16 protein-coding genes are annotated in these 17,285 nt (G+C 71.4%); 11 read left to right on the top strand and 5 right to left on the bottom strand.

The window, feature by feature from the left end; translation table 11 throughout:
• Positions 1 to 170 precede the first annotated feature (170 nt).
• Together ACWA7K_RS03335 and ACWA7K_RS03330 are read left to right on the top strand one after the other, a co-directional pair.
• A complete protein-coding gene (locus ACWA7K_RS03335) occupies positions 171 to 1,313 on the top strand; it encodes a M14 family zinc carboxypeptidase (protein WP_456165636.1) in 1,143 nt (380 codons plus the stop codon).
• A complete protein-coding gene (locus tag ACWA7K_RS03330) occupies positions 1,310 to 2,161 on the top strand; it encodes an alpha/beta fold hydrolase (RefSeq protein ID WP_456165634.1) in 852 nt (283 codons plus the stop codon). Before ACWA7K_RS03335 ends, ACWA7K_RS03330 begins: the two co-directional genes overlap by 4 nt.
• On the opposite strand, the gene ACWA7K_RS03325 is transcribed toward ACWA7K_RS03330, so the two are convergent.
• Together ACWA7K_RS03325 and ACWA7K_RS03320 are read right to left on the bottom strand one after the other, a co-directional pair.
• A complete protein-coding gene (locus ACWA7K_RS03325) occupies positions 2,148 to 2,729 on the bottom strand; it encodes a hypothetical protein (protein ID WP_456165633.1) in 582 nt (193 codons plus the stop codon). The genes ACWA7K_RS03330 and ACWA7K_RS03325 overlap by 14 nt on opposite strands.
• A 55-nt stretch (positions 2,730 to 2,784) precedes the next feature.
• Positions 2,785 to 3,867 (bottom strand): transporter, encoded by a 1,083-nt coding sequence (locus tag ACWA7K_RS03320; protein ID WP_456165631.1) that lies wholly within the window; start codon positions 3,865 to 3,867, stop codon positions 2,785 to 2,787.
• 141 nt (positions 3,868 to 4,008) lie between these two features.
• On the opposite strand from ACWA7K_RS03320, the gene ACWA7K_RS03315 reads away from it, so the two are divergent.
• Positions 4,009 to 4,845, top strand: coding sequence for a UDP-2,3-diacylglucosamine diphosphatase (locus tag ACWA7K_RS03315; protein ID WP_456210453.1), 837 nt, complete (start codon positions 4,009 to 4,011; stop codon positions 4,843 to 4,845).
• Positions 4,846 to 4,856: 11 nt separating this feature from the next.
• Here the strand turns inward: ACWA7K_RS03315 and gstA are convergent, their stop codons facing one another.
• Complete coding sequence (gene gstA, locus ACWA7K_RS03310; RefSeq protein WP_456165627.1) at positions 4,857 to 5,465, bottom strand: glutathione transferase GstA; 609 nt, start codon at positions 5,463 to 5,465, stop codon at positions 4,857 to 4,859.
• Between the two features lie 300 nt (positions 5,466 to 5,765).
• On the opposite strand from gstA, the gene ACWA7K_RS03305 reads away from it, so the two are divergent.
• Positions 5,766 to 6,572 (top strand): hypothetical protein, encoded by an 807-nt coding sequence (locus ACWA7K_RS03305; RefSeq protein WP_456165625.1) that lies wholly within the window; start codon positions 5,766 to 5,768, stop codon positions 6,570 to 6,572.
• 78 nt (positions 6,573 to 6,650) lie between these two features.
• Positions 6,651 to 7,253, top strand: a complete 603-nt coding sequence (locus tag ACWA7K_RS03300; RefSeq protein WP_456165623.1) for an HD domain-containing protein — start codon at positions 6,651 to 6,653, stop codon at positions 7,251 to 7,253.
• A gap of 4 nt (positions 7,254 to 7,257) precedes the next feature.
• Here the strand turns inward: ACWA7K_RS03300 and ACWA7K_RS03295 are convergent, their stop codons facing one another.
• Together ACWA7K_RS03295 and ACWA7K_RS03290 are read right to left on the bottom strand one after the other, a co-directional pair.
• On the bottom strand, positions 7,258 to 7,455 hold the full coding sequence (locus ACWA7K_RS03295) for a hypothetical protein (protein WP_456210342.1): 198 nt from the start codon (positions 7,453 to 7,455) through the stop codon (positions 7,258 to 7,260).
• Complete coding sequence (locus ACWA7K_RS03290; RefSeq protein ID WP_456210340.1) at positions 7,425 to 9,032, bottom strand: methyl-accepting chemotaxis protein; 1,608 nt, start codon at positions 9,030 to 9,032, stop codon at positions 7,425 to 7,427. The genes ACWA7K_RS03295 and ACWA7K_RS03290 overlap by 31 nt, the downstream gene beginning before the upstream one ends.
• A 262-nt stretch (positions 9,033 to 9,294) precedes the next feature.
• Here ACWA7K_RS03290 and ACWA7K_RS03285 point away from each other — a divergent pair, with 262 nt between their 5' ends.
• The 6 genes from ACWA7K_RS03285 to ACWA7K_RS03260 all read left to right on the top strand — a co-directional run bounded on the left by ACWA7K_RS03285 (position 9,295) and on the right by ACWA7K_RS03260 (position 17,272).
• Positions 9,295 to 10,071 (top strand): expansin EXLX1 family cellulose-binding protein, encoded by a 777-nt coding sequence (locus ACWA7K_RS03285; protein ID WP_456165619.1) that lies wholly within the window; start codon positions 9,295 to 9,297, stop codon positions 10,069 to 10,071.
• Positions 10,072 to 10,221: 150 nt separating this feature from the next.
• Positions 10,222 to 13,254 (top strand): bifunctional diguanylate cyclase/phosphodiesterase, encoded by a 3,033-nt coding sequence (locus ACWA7K_RS03280; protein WP_456165617.1) that lies wholly within the window; start codon positions 10,222 to 10,224, stop codon positions 13,252 to 13,254.
• Positions 13,255 to 13,338: 84 nt separating this feature from the next.
• Positions 13,339 to 14,202 carry an AAA family ATPase gene (locus ACWA7K_RS03275; protein WP_456165615.1) on the top strand — a complete coding sequence of 288 codons (864 nt, stop codon included), beginning with the start codon at positions 13,339 to 13,341 and terminating at the stop codon, positions 14,200 to 14,202.
• 50 nt (positions 14,203 to 14,252) lie between these two features.
• Positions 14,253 to 14,567 (top strand): hypothetical protein, encoded by a 315-nt coding sequence (locus ACWA7K_RS03270; RefSeq protein WP_456165613.1) that lies wholly within the window; start codon positions 14,253 to 14,255, stop codon positions 14,565 to 14,567.
• Between the two features lie 19 nt (positions 14,568 to 14,586).
• Positions 14,587 to 15,204 (top strand): GNAT family N-acetyltransferase, encoded by a 618-nt coding sequence (locus tag ACWA7K_RS03265; RefSeq protein WP_456165611.1) that lies wholly within the window; start codon positions 14,587 to 14,589, stop codon positions 15,202 to 15,204.
• Between the two features lie 67 nt (positions 15,205 to 15,271).
• Positions 15,272 to 17,272 (top strand): S9 family peptidase, encoded by a 2,001-nt coding sequence (locus ACWA7K_RS03260; RefSeq protein ID WP_456165609.1) that lies wholly within the window; start codon positions 15,272 to 15,274, stop codon positions 17,270 to 17,272.
• Positions 17,273 to 17,285: the final 13 nt, after the last annotated feature.

Genomic DNA, 17,285 nt, shown 5'->3' with positions numbered 1-17,285 from the left:
ATGCATACGGTTTCTGACAGGCCCTGCGGCCGCGACGATTCGGCATCGTCTCATGTCTCGGATGACCGCTCGCCCACGCGAACGGGTGCTGCCTCACGCAGCGGCCGTCAGACCGCAGGAATGCGCATCCGGCCGGCCTTCCGGCCGGCGGCCCACGTTAGCGAGCGACGATGACGATCTCGTGGCATCACGTCTGGAAACGCTGGACCGGTCCGGGTGGGTGGAGCCGGCCGGCCCTGCTGCCCGATGGCAGTGGCGGCGTGCCTCGGGCACCGGCCGAATGGCGCGAGCTCGAAGCGCTGATGGCGCTCGGCGGCCCGCTGCTGACGACCCACCGGCTCGGCGAGGTCCGCTTCGTCGACCCGGCCATGCCGGCGGCCGGGCCGCAAGCCCTGCCGCTGCTGGCGTTCAGCCTCGGCAGCGATCGGCCCGACGCGCCGGCGGTGGCCTTCTTCGGCGGCGTGCACGGGCTCGAACGCATCGGCGCCCAGGTCGTGCTGGCGCACCTGCGCAGCCTGCTGATGCGGCTGCGCTGGGACGACGCGCTGCACCGCCAGCTGGCCGACCTGCGGCTGGTCTTCATGCCGATCGTCAACCCGGGCGGACTGTGGCTGGGCAGCCGCTGCAACCCCGACGGCATCGACCTGATGCGCAGCGCGCCGGTCGAGGCAGTCGACCCGGTCGCGCCGCTGGTCGGCGGGCACCGGCTCGGCCGCTTCCTGCCCTGGTTCCGCGGCGCGGTCGGCGCGCCGATGCCGGTCGAAGGCGCGGCGTTGTGCGCGTTGGTCGAGCAGCAGCTGTTCGGCCGACCGTTCGTGCTGAGCGTCGATTGCCATTCCGGCTACGGCGTCGACGACCGGCTGTGGTTCCCGTGGGCCGGCAGTCGCCAGCCTTATCCGCACCTGGCCGAGTTGCAGGCGCTGGGCGACATCCTCGACCAGAGCCTGCTGCACCACGACTACCGGCTGGAGCCGCAGTGCCGCGAGTACCTGACCCATGGCGACCTGTGGGACCACCTGGCGCAGCGCGCCGCGCAGCGAACGGACGGTGGCGTGTTCCTGCCCCTGACGCTGGAGATGGGCTCGTGGCGCTGGGTGCGCCAGAACCCCCGCCAGCTGCTGCGCCGCGACGGCCTGTTCAACCCGCTGGCCGAACACCGCCGCGAACGGGTGCTGCGCCGTCATCTGGCCGGACTGGACTTCATGATCCGCGCCGCCGCGAGCTGGCAGCACTGGCTGCCGACGGAGGACGGTGAACGTCAGGCCTTGCAGCAGCGGGCACTCGTGCGCTGGTACGGCGCGACCCGCCGGTGAGGTCGCCCGCGCCCGATCCCGCCGACGTCGCACCCGCCTGGCTGCTGGTGCGTGGTCTGAGCCGCTCGGCGGCGCACTGGGGTGACCTGCCGCAGCGCCTGCAGTCGGCGCTGCGCGAGCGGGTCCACCGGGACGCGCGCGTGGTCTGCCTCGACCTGCCCGGCAATGGCACGCGCTGGCGCGAACGCAGCCCCGCGTCCGTGCCGGCCCTGGCCGCGGACCTGCGCCGGCAGTGGCAGGCACAGGCCGGTGCCGACGCGGTCGGCGCGCTGCACCTGCTGGCGCTGTCGATGGGCGGGATGGTGGCGCTGGAATGGGCCCGACGGCATCCGGACGAGCTCGCCAGCCTGACGCTGGTCAACAGCAGCCTGGGTGGCCTGGCACCGCTGCACTGGCGCATGCGGCCGATGGCATGGCCGACGCTGTTGCGGCTGCTGGCCTGGCCGGCCAGCGCGCGGACCTGCGAAGGTGCGCTGCACCGGCTGACCAGCCGCGACACCGGGTCGTTCGAGGCCACCGTGACGTGGTGGACCGCCCTGCGCGAGGCCGAGCCGGTGAGCCGCCTGAACGTGCTGCGCCAGCTGCTGGCCGCTGCCCGCTACCGGCTGGGTGCCGGTGAACTGCGCCGCCTGCGCGTGCCGTTGCAGGTGCTGTGCAGCGACGGTGACGCGCTGGTCGACCCGCGCTGCTCGGCCCACCTGTCAGCCGCCACCGGCGCGCCGCTGCATCGACACCCGGACGCCGGCCACGACCTGCCGCTGGACGCGCCGGACTGGCTGATCGAGCGGACGATCCAGCGGACGATCGAGCGGACGATCGCCGCCCGATCCGAGCTCAGGTCGCCTTGACGCGCGTCGCCGCACGGCGGGCTGCCGGCTTGGACGGCACGGCCTTCTTCTCGGCCCGGATCACGGCCTGGGGCGCGGCCGGAGGAGCGGCCTTGGCAGACTTGCTCGCCTTGACCGGCTTGGCGGGCTTGACCGGCTTGGCGGCCTTCGCCGTCTTCGCTGCCTTCGGGGCCTTGGGAGCCTTCTCGGCCTTCTCGGTCTTTTCAACCTTTTCAACCTTGCCCGCCTCGCTGCCCTTGGGCCGACCGGTCTTCAGCGGCGGCACGGCCTTCAAGACGGCCAGCAGGCTGTCGTCGGCCAGGGCGACCAGCGCGGCGACGCCGGCACGCAGCAGCTCGCTCTTCTTGACCGGATGACCCAGCCCCAGCGAACGGCGCTTCAGCGCGTCGAGCTGCGCGTACTCAAGCTCGGGCATCGTGTAGCTGTCGCGCACCAGCTTGACCTTGGCCTCGGCCGCGGCCGGTGCCTGGACAGGCGCTGCGACCGCCACAGCGGCCTCGGGCGCGGCGCGGCGCCGGCGAGGTGCCTTGGGCGCGGGGCTCGGGGACAACGGTGCGGGGCTGTTCATGGCATTCTCCTGAAAACGGTATAAACAGTATAGGCCGTTGTTCGGAGAAGCCGCTTCAGTCACCGCCGTCGCGTCGGCGGATCAGCGTGATGACCGCCGCCAGCACGGTCAGGCCGAGGATCAGGCCGACCACGATCCAGAAGCCGTGTGCGTTCTCGGCCAGCGGAATGCCGCCGACGTTCATGCCCAGCAGGCCGGCGATGATGTTGATCGGCAGCGCCAGCACCGTCACGATGGTCAGCACGAACAGGCTGCGGCTGGTCTCCTCGTTGATGCGCGCGGCGACCTCTTCCTGCAGCAGCTTGACGCGCTCCTGCAGCGCCACCATGTCGCGCAGCACGACCGAGAACTCCTCGGTCGCGTCGCGCAGGCCCTGGGTGTCGCGTTCGTCCATCCAGGCCGGCGGGTGCTGCAGCAGCCGGAACAGCGCCGCCGGCTCTGGCAGCAGCAGCCGCTGCAGCCGCACCAGCAGGCGCCGCAAGGCCCCGAGCCGGGCGCGCTTGTGGTCCAGCCGGCCGGCCAGGAAACGGTCCTCGATGTCGTCGACCCGGGCGGTGATCTGGCGCACCAGGTCGACCAGCATGTCGCCCTGATGGCGCAGCAGCTGGGCCAGCAGGTCGGGGCTGGAACGCACCGGCTCGCCGCCGCGCACGGCGCGCCGCAGCTGGTCGATCGAACGCAGTGGCTTGCGCCGGCCGGTGACGATCAGGCGCCGGTGCAGGCAGATCAGCAGCGTCGCGGTGTCGGACGGCTCGAACGAGAAGTCGAACTGCAGGTCGTTGACGACCGCCAGCAGCACGTCGTCGACGCGCTCCAGACGGGTCGAGTTCAGACCGCCGCGCAAGCTCTCGAAGAAGGCATCGGGCAGGCCGCCGTGGGTCTGCAGCCAGGCCTGCGACTGGTTGTCGGCGAAGTTGAAGTGCAGCCACAGCAGGCCGGGCGACGGCGCGTCGTCATCGAGCGTCGCGGTGGTGGCCAGCCAGGCGGCGGCCTCGTGCGCGTCGATCGGCAGGCCGGCGGAACCCTCGTCGGCATCGTCACCCGCAGCCGGCGGGAAGCGGTAGGCGCAGATCAGGCCGGCATCGTCGATGGCGGTGCTGCTGGCACGGGCGGCGGGGATCGGCGGCAAGGTCGGCATGGGCCGGGATTCTCGTGCTGACCGGCCTTGCCGGCGATGCGTGGTCATCGGGCCACGTCATCGAACCGTCACGACGCCATCAAGCGGCCGTCATGCGGGGCCGTGACCATGCCCCGCATGGACATGTCCCCGACCCTGCTGATGCGTGCGGCGCTGGCGCCCGAACCGCCCGAAGGCCTGCCCGACGGCGCGCGCCGGCTGAAGGTGCGCAGCGTCTTCATCTCCGACGTCCACCTGGGCACGCCCGGGTGCCAGGCCGAGGCGCTGCTGGACTTCCTGCGTTGTGTCGAGTGCGAACAGCTCTACCTGGTCGGCGACATCATCGACGGCTGGCAATTGCGGCGTCGCTGGCACTGGCCGCAGGCCCACAACGACGTCGTGCAGAAGCTGCTGCGGCGGGTCCGCAAGGGCACGCGGGTGATCTTCGTGCCGGGCAACCACGACGAGTTCGCGCGGCGCTACATCGGCCATCACTTCGGCGGCATCGAGGTGGTCGAGGACGTCATCCACCGCACCGCCGACGGCCGGCGCTACTGGGTCACGCACGGTGACCTGTTCGACGGCGTGGTGCAGTGCGCGCGCTGGCTGGCGCTGGTCGGCGACCGGCTCTACGACGCGGCGCTGCGGCTGAACCGCCACCTGAACTCGCTGCGGGCGCGGCTGGGGCTGCCCTACTGGTCGCTGTCGCGCTACCTGAAGCTGAAGGTCAAGCGGGCGGTGAGCTTCATCGGCGACTTCGAGACCGCCGTGGCGCGGGAGGCGCGCCGGCGTGGCGTCGACGGCGTGATCTGCGGCCACATCCACCATGCCGAGCTGCGCGACATCGATGGCGTGGTCTACGCCAACGACGGCGACTGGGTCGAGAGCCTGACCGCGCTGGTCGAACACGCCGACGGCCGGCTGGAGGTGGTCGACTGGTCCGAGGAACTGCGCCTGCGGGCCAGCCGACCGGCCGCCGCGATCGCCGCGACGGCCTGAGCGCGGACGCCTTACTTCAGCAGGCCTTCGGCCTTCAGGGCCGCCTGCACGGCCGGACGGGCGGCGATGCGGCCGCGCAGCGCCACGAGGTTGGCCAGGCCCGAGATGTCGACGCCGACGTACTGGCCCCAGCCCGAGACGACGAACAGGTAGATGTCGGCCACGCTGTAGCCCGAGGCCAGCAGGTAGTCGCGGCCTTCGAGCTGCGCGTTGACCCAGGCCAGCCGGTCGCCCAGGCGCTGGCGGGCGATGGTCTTGTAGTCATCGGGTGTGCCCGGCGTGAACAGCGGCGAGAAACCCTTGTGCAGCTCGCTGGTGATGAAGTTCAGCCACTCCATCAGCTGGTAGCGCTCCAGCGTGCCGGCGGCCGGCGCCAGCTTGGTGGCCGGGGCCTGGTCGGCGATGTACTGGACGATCGCCGGGCCTTCGGTCAGGCGCACGCCGTTGTCGAGTTCCAGCACGGGCACCTGGCCCTTGGAGTTGATCGCCAGGAAGTCGCTGCCATCGGCAAGCTTCTTGGTCTTGGTGCTGGCCAGCAGGGCCTCGAAGGCCAGACCGGCCTCGTGCAGCGCGATGTGGGGTGACAGGGAGCAGGCGCCGGGGCTGTAGTAGAGCTTCATGCAGGTTCTCCAGGTGGATTCTTGGTCCGACGTCGCGTCAAAGGCGACGGGGCCGGACGGTACACGCTCGCGCGCACGGCGTCAGCGCCCGCCTGCTGACGACACCGTTCAAGGCGCTGCAACGCGGCAGGCCCGCAACCCGACCGGGTGAGCCTGAATCGCGGATTCATCGGCGTAAACGCTGGTAAGGAGCGGTGACATCCCGGTCACGAACGCGCACGGCGGGTCCGACAGCCTTAGGATATGGGAAAGCATTCCATTTGTGGCCGCTTTGTCCCCCTTCCACCACCGGAGTCCTTCATGTCCAAGACCCTGATCGCCCTGCTCGTCGCCTCCAGCCTGATGGTCATCGGCCAGGCACAGGCCCGCAACTCGTCGAGCGGCTCGTCCGGCGGTTCGTCGTCGAGCAGCACCAGCTCGTCGAGCAAGTCCTCGGGTGGCAGCAAGTCCGAGAGCAAGTCGGAAAGCCGCTCCGAGAACCGTTCGGAAAGCCGCTCCGGCGAACGTTCCGGCCGCGACAGCGCCAAGTCGGAGAGTGGCGAACACCGCGGCGGCGACGACCATGGCCGTCACCACGGCGAACACCATGGCGACCACCACGGCCTGCGCGGCCTGCTGGCCACCAACCCGACGGTCAGCGCCGACAAGACGACGCTGGAATCGGCGATCGCCAAGTACCGCGCCGACAAGGCCGCCAACGCGACCGATGCGGTGCTGCAGGCCGACCGTGACGCGGTCGCCGCCGCCCGCACCAAGCTGCGCGCCGACTACGAGGCGCTGCGCGCCAAGATCGCCGCCGACCCGGGCATCAAGGACGACCGCGCCGCGCTGAAGACCGAACACGAGACGCTGGAGAAGGCCGAGGCCGCGCTGGCCGCCGCCAAGGCCAACCCGGCCACCAGCGCCGCCGACCTGGCCGCCGCGCAGAAGGCGGTCGACACCGCCCGCACCGCGCTGGCCGCCGCCCGCGCCGAACTGCTGGCCGACCTGAAGGCGATCGTCGACGCGCCGCTGGTGGCGGCCACGCCGGCCCCGACCACGCCGGTGACCACGACGCCGGTCACCACGCCGGTCGCCCCGAGCCTGCCGGCCTCGTCGGCGATCTGATCGTCACCTGACGATCGAGCCGCACGCCGCGTGACGGCCCGGATGGGCAGCACGCGGCGTCGCGGCGAAGATGGGGCGATGAACGACATCGACCTGCAAGGCTGCCTGGCCTTCATCCGCGAGGCCGAGCGCCTCAAGAGCGTGCTGCGCAGCGCGCACACCTCCACCGGCCGGCACGAGAGCACGGCCGAGCACACCTGGCGCCTGTGCCTGATGGCGATGGTGTTCGCGCCCCATCTGCATGCGGACGGCGCGGCCCCGCTGGACCTGGCGCAGGTGCTGCGCCTGTGCGTGATCCACGACCTCGGCGAGGCGATCTCCGGCGACATCCCGGCGGTCGAGCAGGCCGCCGTGCCGGACAAGTCCGAGCGCGAACGCGCCGACCTGCTGACGCTGATGGCGCCGCTGCCGGTCGCCCTGCGCGACGAGTTCCTGGCGCTGTGGGAAGACTACGAACACGCCCGCACGCCCGAGGCGCGCGCGGTCAAGGCGCTCGACAAGCTCGAGACCATCCTGCAGCACAACCAGGGCGCCAATCCGGCCTCGTTCGACTACGCCTTCAACCTGGTCTACGGCCGCAAGGCAACCGCCGGGCACCCGCTGATCGAGCGCATCCGCGCGCAGGTCGACGAGGACACGCGCCGCCATGCGGCGGCGCGGGGTCAGCTCGATCGGGGTTGAAGGGTCAGAACGTTTCCCAGCTGTCGTCGGCGGCTGCGGCGGTCGACAGGGCCGGTGCACTGGGCAGCGGCTCGACGGCGGCCGGCTTGCGCGGCGCGACGGCCCGGGGTTCGGCCTTGGCAACCGGCCGGCTGACCGGCGCCGGGGTGTGCCGGGGCGCAGCGGCCGGTGTCACGGCGGCAGGGCTGACCGCGACCGGCATGACGGCGGCATGTGCCGACGCCCCCCCGCCAGCTGGAACACCGCGACGGTCTGCACCAGCGCCTGGGCCTGCGCCTTCAGGCTCTCGGCCGCCGCCGCGCTCTGCTCGACCAGCGCGGCGTTCTGCTGGGTGACGTGGTCCATCTGCGTGACGGCCTGGCCGACCTGGCTGACGCCGCTGCTCTGCTCGCTCGACGCGGCGCTGATCTCGCCGACGATGTCGGTGACGCGGCGGATCGCGCCGACGATCTCGTCCATCGTCTGACCGGCCTGGTCGACCAGCGTGGTGCCCTGCTCGACCTGCTCGACGCTGGCGGTGATCAGCGACTTGATCTCCTTGGCCGCACCGGCGCTGCGCTGGGCCAGCGTGCGGACCTCGGCGGCGACGACCGCGAAGCCGCGGCCCTGTTCGCCGGCACGGGCCGCTTCCACGGCGGCGTTCAGCGCCAGGATGTTGGTCTGGAAGGCGATGCCGTCGATGACGCTGATGATGTCGGCGATCTTCTTGGAGCTGTCGTTGATCGACTTCATCGTGTCGACCACCCGGCCCACCACCTCGCCGCCACGGCCGGCGACGTCCGATGCGCCCTGCGCCAGCTGGTTGGCCTGGCGGGCGTTGTCGGCGTTGCTGCGCACGGTCGTGCCCAGCTCTTCCATCGTCGCGGCGGTCTGCTGCAGCGCGCTGGCCTGTTCCTCGGTGCGCTGGCTCAGGTCGGCATTGCCCTGCGCGATCTGCGAGCTGGCGGTGGCCACGCTCTCGGCATTGCCACGCACGTTGGCCACCACGCCGCTCAGCGATGCCTGCATGCGCGCCAGGCTGGCCATCACGCTGTGCTGGTCGCCGGGGCGGACGCGGATGCTGCGGGTCAGGTCCGAATCGGCGACGGCCTGCAGCGCCTCGGCCACCTCGGCGGGTTCGGCCCCCAGTTCGTCGACGACGCCGCGCACCACCAGCGTGGCCAGACCGGCTGCCAGCGCCAGCGAGACCAGCGCGAAGCCGATCAGCAGGTTGCGGGCGGTCGCGTAGGCCGACAGCGCCTCGGCGTACTGCGCCTGGTTCTGCTCGTCCTGGAACTTCAGGTAGTCGGTGATCGCCGCCTGCCAGGCGTCGGAAGCCTTGCCGCCCGGGCCGACCAGCAGGTTGATGGCCTCGCCGACATCGGCCGAGATCGCCAGCGAGATGATCTTGTCGTTGAGCGGATGGGCGACGTCCCGCGCCTCGTCGACGGCCTTCAGCCGTGCCATGCCAGCCTCGGTCGCCGGCATGCCCTTCAAGGTCTCGCGGGCCTCGTCGTAGCTGGTCCGGGCCGCCTGGATCTTCTGGCGCTCCAGACCGCGCTTGAACGGGTCGTAGATCAGCATCATCGATCGCATGCTGCGGGTGATCACGGACACCGAATCGTTCATGCGCACGCCCAGCTGCTGCTTGACGTTGTTGTCCTTGACGATGTCGTCGAGGTTGCTCTGGACCTCGCGCAGCTGGAACAGCGCCAGCCCGCTCGCCAGCAGGGACATGAACACGATCGCGCCGAAGGCGAGGAACAGGCGTGTGGACAGTCGGAGGGTGTTGCGTTTCACGTGGCAGTCCGGTTTGTAAGGGTCGTGAACATCGGCGAGTCGACGACCGGGCCTGCGGCACGGGGCCGATGGCATCAGTCGCTGTCGTTCATCGTAGGAACGGCACCCCCAGGCCCAAGGCCGGAAGAACGGCGCGTTGACCGGCCAAATCGGCGCCGGATACAGATGAGAACTCGTGCGCCTGCGGGCGTTGTCAAGATGCAGCAGCCGCACCTCGCCGATCGATCGGCCGCTGAAAATGCACAAACCCGCAAACACCGCCGTGAAGAGCCCGACCGTGATCGCCCTGTCCCTGTTCGTTTCCCGCAGCGCCAGCCTGCTGTGTGCGCTGGCGCTGGCGGCCTGCGGCGGCGGACCGTCGGGCGGGGGCGGTGGGGGCGGAGGGGGCGGCTCGACCGGCACGGCGGGCGAGGCCTTCGCGCTCAGCGTGACGCACCACGGCGACGGCACGTTCTACGACTACAGCGCCAGCGCGGTCGCCTTCCCGTCGACGGCCGGCGCCTGCAGCTACGGCGCGGTCGACGACCGCATGATCGCGGCGATGAACCTGACCGACTACGCCGGCAGCGCCGCCTGCGGGGCCCAGCTGGTCGTGACCGGACCGAACGGCCCGGTGACGGTGCGCGTGGTCGACGTCTGCCCCGAATGCGCCCCCGGCGACGTCGACCTGAGCGCCGAGGCCTTCGCCCGCATCGCCCGGCCGATCGACGGCCGCGTGACGGTCAGCTGGCGCGCCGAACCGGCCAGCGTCAGCGGCCCGGTCAGCTACCGCTACAAGGAAGGCAGCAGCCGCTGGTGGACGGCGATCCAGGTGCGCAACCACCGCCTGCCGATCGCCCGGCTGGAGATCCGCCCGAGCGGCTCGGGCGACTGGATCCCGGTCGAACGCACGGCCTACAACTACTTCGTCCACGACCAGCCCGTGCCGGACGGCCCGCTCGACGTGCGCGTGACGGCCAGCGACGGCTCGATGCTGCAGGACACCCTGCCGGTGCCGCAGTCCGGCCTGGTCACCAGCGGTCGCGGCCAGTTCCCCTGACGCGCCCGGGTCCGGGCCCGGAAAAGCTGCACGGCTTCGGGTCTTTCTGGATCCAGATCAAGGCAGCGTGCGGCTTCGAGCGGGCAAGATCGGGTTTCCGGTTCAGTAGTTCGCCGGTCCACCCGACACGACCCTCCGCCGACCTGCCCCTTGCCGCCCGCATCGACCGCACCGTCCCGGCTCGCCCCGCCCCGGCGCGCCTGGCAGGCCATCCCGCCGAACGCGCGGCCCTGGCTGACGGGCCTGCTGGCCACGCTGATCGTCGGGCTGCTGCTGGCGATGATCGACCGCACCGAGCGGGCCCACATCGAACATGACCAGCGCGCGATGGTGCTGGAGCGCCTGTCGCTGGTGCGGGTGCGGCTGGAGAGCCATCTCAACCACGTCATCTCGTCGGCCCGCAGCCTGGCGCTGGTCTACGCCACGCGGCCCGGCTTCAGCGAGGCCGAGTTCGTCGCGCTGGCGCGAGAGGCCTCCGAGCAGCACGACAGCCTCGTCAACATCGGCCTGATCCGCGGCACGGTGCTGCGCCAGATCTATCCGCTGGAAGGCAACCAGCGCGCCATCGGACTGGACATCCGCCAGACGCCCACGATGTGGCCGGCCTTCCAGCGCATGATGACGACGCGGGCCATCGTCATCGCCGGCCCGGTGGCGCTGGTGCAGGGCGGCACCGGCATCATCGTGCGCATCCCCGTGCACCGCGCCGAGCCCGGGCAGCCGCCGGGCAGCGGCGAGTTCCTCGGCGCCGTCAGCATCCCGCTGAATGCCGACAAGGTGTTCGCCGAGACGGGCCTGCCGGAACTCGAACAGGACTTCGTCGTTGCGCTGCGCGGCCGCGACGGCGCCGGCGCCCAGGGCGAGGTCTTCCGCGGCGACGCCGCCACCTTCGACCAGGCCCTGGCGCAGCAGGACATCGTGCTGCCCGGCGGCACCTGGCAGATCGCCGCCTACCCGCGCGACGACGCCCTGCCCGCCAGCGTGCAGCGGCTGCGGCTGGTGGGCCTGCTGATGTGCGCGATGGCCGGCCTGCTGGCCTTCAACCTGACCCGTCAGGCGCAGCGCCGGGCCGAATCCGATGCCCGCCTGAAGGCCGCCAACCAGCGCCTGCAGACGGTGCTGCAGACCGTCCCCGACCTGATGTTCGAGATGGACCGCGACGGCCGCTACCTCGACGTCTGGCCCGGCCGGGATCCGGACCTGCTGGTGGTCGACCGCGACCGCCTGAAGGGCCGCACCGTCGCCGAGGTCATGCCGCCCGAGGCCGCCGCGTCGGTGATGCAGACGCTGGCCGAGGCCGAGGCCGAGGGCCGCTCGCGCGGTCGCCGCATCGCGCTGAGGTTGCCGAACGGCGAATACCACTTCGAGCTGTCGGCGGCGCTCAACGACGTTGACCACGACGCGGACCACGACACGGACCACGAGGCCGGCCACGACGCCCGCTTCATCGTGCTGTCGCGCGACGTCACGCACCGGGTCCTGGCCGAACGCGAGCTGCGCATCGCCGCCACCGCGTTCGAGAGCCAGGACGGCATCATGATCGTCGACGCGCAGCACCGCATCGTGCGCGTCAACCAGGCCTTCACCGACATCACCGGCTATGGCGCCGACGAGGTCGTCGGCCAGACGCCGAAGCTGCTGCGCTCGGGCCGGCACGACGCGGCCTTCTACGCCGACATGTCGGCCCAGCTGGCGGCGACCGGACGCTGGTCGGGCGAGATCTGGAACCGCCGCAAGAACGGCGAGATCTTCCCCGAGTGGCTGACCATCACCGCCGTGCAGAGCCCGAACGGCGGCGAGCTGCAGTACATCGGTTCCTTCATCGACGTGACGCACCGCAAGCGGGTCGAGCAGGAGATCGAGCGGCTGGCCTTCCACGACCCGCTGACCGGCCTGCCCAATCGGCGGCTGCTGACCGACCGGCTGCATCACGCGCTGTCGGCCTGCGCGCGCAACCACCGCCGTGCCGCGCTGCTGTTCATCGACCTGGACAACTTCAAGAGCCTCAACGACACGCGCGGCCACGACGTCGGCGACCTGCTGCTGGTGGAGGTGGCGCGGCGCCTGACCGGCATCGTGCGCGAGATCGACACCGTCGCACGCCTCGGTGGCGACGAGTTCGTCGTGCTGATCGAGGATCTCGAACCGTCGGGCGACAGCGCCGCCGCCGCCGCGCTGGTGGTCGGCCAGAAGATCGGCGAGGCGGTCGCGCAACCCCACGTGCTGCGCGACGACACGCATGTCGCCACCTGCAGCGTCGGCATCCGCGTGTTCGAGCCGGGTGCGCGCGTCGAGGACCTGCTCAAGCACGCCGACACGGCGATGTACGCGGCCAAGACCGCCGGGCGCAACACCGTGCGCTTCTTCGATCCGGCGATGGAGGCTGCCCTGCAGCGCCGCACCCAGACCGAAGCCGGCCTGCGCCTGGCGTTGCAGCGCAACGAGTTCGAGCTGCACGCGCAGATCCAGGTCGACACCGACAACCGCCCGATCGGCGCCGAGGCGCTGCTGCGCTGGCATCACCCGGAGCGCGGCCTGGTCGCGCCGGCCGAGTTCATCGGCCTGGCCGAGGATGTCGGCCTGATCGTGCCGATCGGCCAGTGGGTGCTGCAGCGCGCGGCGGCGCAGCTCAAGGCCTGGCAGGACCGCCCGGTGCTGGGCCGCCTGTCGCTGGCGGTCAACGTCAGCGCGCGGCAGCTGCACGACGCCAGCTTCGCCGAGATGGTGCGGCGCACGGTGGTCGAACACGGCATCGACCCGGCGCTGCTCAAGCTCGAGATCACCGAGAGCGCCGTGCTCGACGACGTCGACCAGGTGGTCGCGCTGATGCAGTCGCTCGGCCAGTCCGGCGTGCGCTTCTCGATGGACGACTTCGGCACCGGCTACTCGTCGCTGCAGTACCTCAAGCGCCTGCCGCTGTCGCAGCTGAAGATCGACCGCTCGTTCGTCTGCGACCTGGCCAGCGACCACAACGACCAGGCGATCGTGCGCACCATCATCGCGATGGCCCACACGATGAACCTCGACGTCATCGCCGAGGGCGTCGAGACCGAGCTGCAGCGCAGCCTGCTGATGGCCGCCGGCTGCTCGCGCTTCCAGGGCTACCTGATCGGCCGCCCGGTGCCGATGGCCGAGTTCGAGTCGCTGGTGGCGCGGCTGTCCGGGGCGGTGCGGGTCGACTGAGGCCGCGCCGGGCGCCGCAAGGTCGGCGAAAACCCCGTCGATATACTGCGCCGCACCCCTTGCAGCGCCCTTCCGGACACCCTCATGACCGCCCCCAAGTTCACCGGCTCGGACCAGTACGTCGCCACGCCCGACCTGATGCTCGCGGTCAATGCCGCGATCACGCTGCAGCGCCCGCTGCTGATCAAGGGCGAGCCCGGCACCGGCAAGACGCTGCTGGCCGAGGAGGTCGCCCGTTCGCTGGGCATGCCGCTGCTGCAGTGGCACATCAAGAGCACCACAAAGGCCCAGCAGGGCCTCTATGAATACGACGCGGTGAGCCGCCTGCGCGACTCGCAGCTGGCCCACGGCAACGACTCGGAGCGGGTCAGGGACATCCGCAACTACATCGTCAAGGGCACGCTGTGGCAGGCCTTCACGGCCGACCGGCCGGTGGCGCTGCTGATCGACGAGATCGACAAGGCCGACATCGAGTTCCCCAACGACCTGCTGCGCGAACTCGACCGCATGGAGTTCCATGTCTACGAGACCCGCGAGCTGATCCAGGCGCGCCATCGGCCGCTGGTCTTCATCACCAGCAACAACGAAAAGGAACTGCCGGACGCCTTCCTGCGCCGCTGCTTCTTCCACTACATCAAGTTCCCGGAGGCCGAGACGATGCGCCGCATCGTCGACGTCCACTTCCCGAGCCTGAAGCAGGACCTGCTGGCCGCCGCGCTGAAGAACTTCTACGACGTGCGCAACCTGCCCGGCCTGAAGAAGAAGCCGAGCACCAGCGAGCTGATCGACTGGCTCAAGCTGCTGGTCGCCGAGGACATCCCCGCCACCGCGCTGCACAGCGGCGACGACAAGGTGCAGATCCCGCCGCTGGTCGGCGCGCTGCTGAAGAACGAGCAGGACCTGACGCTGTTCGAGAAGCTCGTGTTCATGCAGGGCCGCAACCGCTGAACCTGACGACACCCGCCCGACCCACACACGACACGAGAGACGACCGCCCCATGGACCCCCAGATCAAGAACGCACTCGGCGAAGGCCTGGTCGATGCCCTCGGCTTCGTCGGCGGCGCCCTGGCCGGCGGCCTGCTGGCGCGCTGGCTCGGGCTGGACTTCCTGACCAACACGAGCTGGGACGCCAAGGCCATGTTCGGCATCGTGCTGGTCGGCCTCGGCGCCGGCCTGGGCAAGGCCGCCGCGCGCCGGCTGCTGCGCCGCGAGACGCCGGCCGAGGCGGCCGAACGCAGCGACCCGGCCGCGCCGAAGCTGTCGAAGAAGGCCGCGAAGAACGAGCGGCGCGACCAGCGCAAGCAGCGCTGAACGCCCGAGCGGAGCCGCCATGTCCAGCCCCAACGACACCGCCGCCTGGCCCGTCCACACCGCGCTGGCCGGCCAGCGCGTCAGCCTCGTGCCGCTGCAGGCCGGACACGGCCCGGCGCTGGCCGCCGAAGTCGCCGCGGCCGGGCTGGACCGGCTCTGGTACACGCTCGTGCCGCCGCCCGAACGCATGGACGCCGAGATCACGCGCCGCCTCGGCCTGCAGGCCGCCGGCTCGATGCGGCCCTACACCGTGCTGGACGCCGACGGCCGTCCGGCCGGCATGACGACCTACATGAACATCGACGCGGTCCACCGGCGGGTCGAGATCGGCTCGACCTGGCTGGCCCCGCGCGTGCAGCGCAGCGGCCTGAACACCGAGGCCAAGTGGCTGATGCTGCGCCATGCCTTCGAGACGCTCGGCTGCATCGCCGTCGAGTTCCGCACCCACCGCCTGAACCAGCAGAGCCGCCGCGCGATCGAGCGCCTGGGCGCGCAGCTCGACGGCATCCTGCGCCATCACCAGCGCACCGCCGACGGCCTGTTGCGCGACACCTGCGTCTACAGCATCGTCGCGCCCGAATGGCCGACCACCGACCGGCACCTGCGCTGGCTGATGGAACGGCCCCGGGCGGCCTGACCGGACCGCGCGCGCGCCCCACGCCGGGACGCGCGCGGGCACCGGCAACCCACGACCGGAGAGCCCCATGCCACGACACGCCCCCTACACGGTCGACACGCTGTGGCAGCTGCAGCGCCTGGGCACGCCCAGCCTGAGCCCGGACGGCAGCCGCGCGGTGGCCGCCGTGGCGCGGCCGGACATGGCGCACGACCGGCTGGTCTCCAGCCTGTGGGTGTTCCCGGTCGGCGCGACCGGCACGGCGGCACAGCCGCGTGCGCTGACCCAGTGCGGCAACGGCGACGGCCGGCCGGCCTGGAGCCCGCGCGGCGACCGCATCGCCTTCATCGCCCGGCGCGAGCAGCAAGGCCTGCGCGACGACGAGCCGCAGCTCTACCTGATCGACCCGGACGGCGGCGAGGCCCGCCGCGCCGTCCACCTGCCGACCGGCGTGACGGCCTTCCGCTGGTTCCCGGACGGCCGCCGCATCGCGCTGGTGTCGTGGCGCTGGCCCGACGCGATCGGCGCGAAGGCCCAGGCGCAGCGCATGCAGGCCGAACGCGAACGCGGGTCCTCGGCGCTGGTGACCGAGGAATCGATCTACCGCTGGTGGGACCGCACCCTGCCGATGGGTCGCGTGCCGCACCTGCTGGTGCTGGACCTGGCCAGCGGCCGGCTGCGCGACCTGTTCGAAGGCACGGCGCACGAACTGCCGCGCTTCGATCTGAACGAGAACGCCTTCGACATCTCGCCCGACGGCCGTCACATCGTCTACGTTCACGACCCGGCGCCGCACAAGCACCACGGCCATCCGCTGGCGCTGGCCCGCATCGACGTCGCCAGCGGCGCGGTGCAGGAGATCGCCCAGCATCCGGACTGGCACCTGGACGCGCCACGCCACAGCCCGGACGGCCAGCGCATCGCCTTCCTGGCCAGCCACCGCGGCCTGAAGTACACGATGCCGCCGCAGCTGGCGGTCTGGCAGGCCGAGGACGGCCGCTGGCAGGTCGAGAGCGCGCAGTGGGACCACGCGGTGCAGGCGCCGCTGCAATGGGACGAGGACGGCCAGTCGGTGCTGTTCACCGCCCAGGACCGGGGCGAGCAGCCGCTGTGGCGCTTCGACCTGGCCGACCGCCGCGCCGAGCGTCTGGTGCCGACCGGCTGGGTCGCCGGCTGGGACAAGAAGGCCGGCACGCTGGCCGTGGCGCTGGAAGGCGCCAGCCACCCGCCGCAGCTGTGGGCGCAATTGCCGGGACAGCCGCTGCGCCGCATCGAACGCCTGAACGACGACCTGCTGCGCCGCCACCGGCTGGCCCGCAGCGAGGTCGTGACCTTCGAGGGCGCGCTCGGCGATGCGGTCACGATGCGGCTGTTCTACCCGCCCGGCTTCGACCCGACCCGGCCGCATCCGGTCCTGCACCTGCTGCACGGCGGGCCGCATTCGGTCTACGGCGACAACTGGCACTGGCGCTGGAACGCGCATGTCTTCGCCGCCGCCGGCCATGTCGTCGCCTGCGTGAACTACCACGGCTCCAGCGGCTGGGGTTACGCCTTCCTCGACAGCATCACGCACCGCTGGGGCCAGCTGGAGGTGCAGGACATCGAGGCCGCCAGCGACTGGCTGCTGGCCCAGCCCTGGGCCGACCGGCGCCGCCTGCACGCGGCCGGCGGCAGCTACGGCGGCTGCCTGGCCGCCTGGCTCAACGGCGCCGGCCAGCCCGGGCGCTACGCCGCGCTGGTCTGCCATGCCGGCTGCTGGGACTGGCAAGCCATGTATGCCGACGATGCCTGGGAAACCCATGCGCGCGAGCTCGGCGCCGACTACTGGGACAACGCCGAGTTGATCGCCGTCCAGAGCCCTGCGAGCCTCGCCGGGCAGATGAACGTGCCGACCCTGGTCTCGCACGGCGCCCGCGACTGCCGCGTGCCCGATTCCCAGGGCTTCGCGTTCTACAACACCCTCAAGGCCCGAGGCGTGCCGGCCCGGCTGCTGTGGTTCCCCGATGAACACCACTGGATCGACGGCCCGCGCAACAGCCGTCTCTGGTATCGCGAGGTGCTGGACTGGCTGGCCCGCCATCCGGCCTGATCGACAGGACTCC

The sequence above is a fragment of the Leptothrix mechoopdaensis (SeqCode) genome, assembly GCF_053893855.1.
Note: the sequence above shows the minus strand (reverse complement) of the source record. Positions and strands in the feature narration are given on the sequence as shown.

Coding starts and splice junctions, on each gene's coding strand:
- ACWA7K_RS03305 (WP_456165625.1), top strand. CDS start 5,766: ATGTCCAAGACCCTGATCGCCCTGCTCGTCGCCTCCAGCCTGATGGTC.
- ACWA7K_RS03275 (WP_456165615.1), top strand. CDS start 13,339: ATGACCGCCCCCAAGTTCACCGGCTCGGACCAGTACGTCGCCACGCCC.
- ACWA7K_RS03325 (WP_456165633.1), bottom strand. CDS start 2,729: ATGAACAGCCCCGCACCGTTGTCCCCGAGCCCCGCGCCCAAGGCACCT.
- ACWA7K_RS03300 (WP_456165623.1), top strand. CDS start 6,651: ATGAACGACATCGACCTGCAAGGCTGCCTGGCCTTCATCCGCGAGGCC.
- ACWA7K_RS03295 (WP_456210342.1), bottom strand. CDS start 7,455: ATGCCGGTCGCGGTCAGCCCTGCCGCCGTGACACCGGCCGCTGCGCCC.
- gstA (WP_456165627.1), bottom strand. CDS start 5,465: ATGAAGCTCTACTACAGCCCCGGCGCCTGCTCCCTGTCACCCCACATC.
- ACWA7K_RS03335 (WP_456165636.1), top strand. CDS start 171: ATGACGATCTCGTGGCATCACGTCTGGAAACGCTGGACCGGTCCGGGT.
- ACWA7K_RS03260 (WP_456165609.1), top strand. CDS start 15,272: ATGCCACGACACGCCCCCTACACGGTCGACACGCTGTGGCAGCTGCAG.
- ACWA7K_RS03315 (WP_456210453.1), top strand. CDS start 4,009: ATGCGTGCGGCGCTGGCGCCCGAACCGCCCGAAGGCCTGCCCGACGGC.
- ACWA7K_RS03320 (WP_456165631.1), bottom strand. CDS start 3,867: ATGCCGACCTTGCCGCCGATCCCCGCCGCCCGTGCCAGCAGCACCGCC.
- ACWA7K_RS03270 (WP_456165613.1), top strand. CDS start 14,253: ATGGACCCCCAGATCAAGAACGCACTCGGCGAAGGCCTGGTCGATGCC.
- ACWA7K_RS03265 (WP_456165611.1), top strand. CDS start 14,587: ATGTCCAGCCCCAACGACACCGCCGCCTGGCCCGTCCACACCGCGCTG.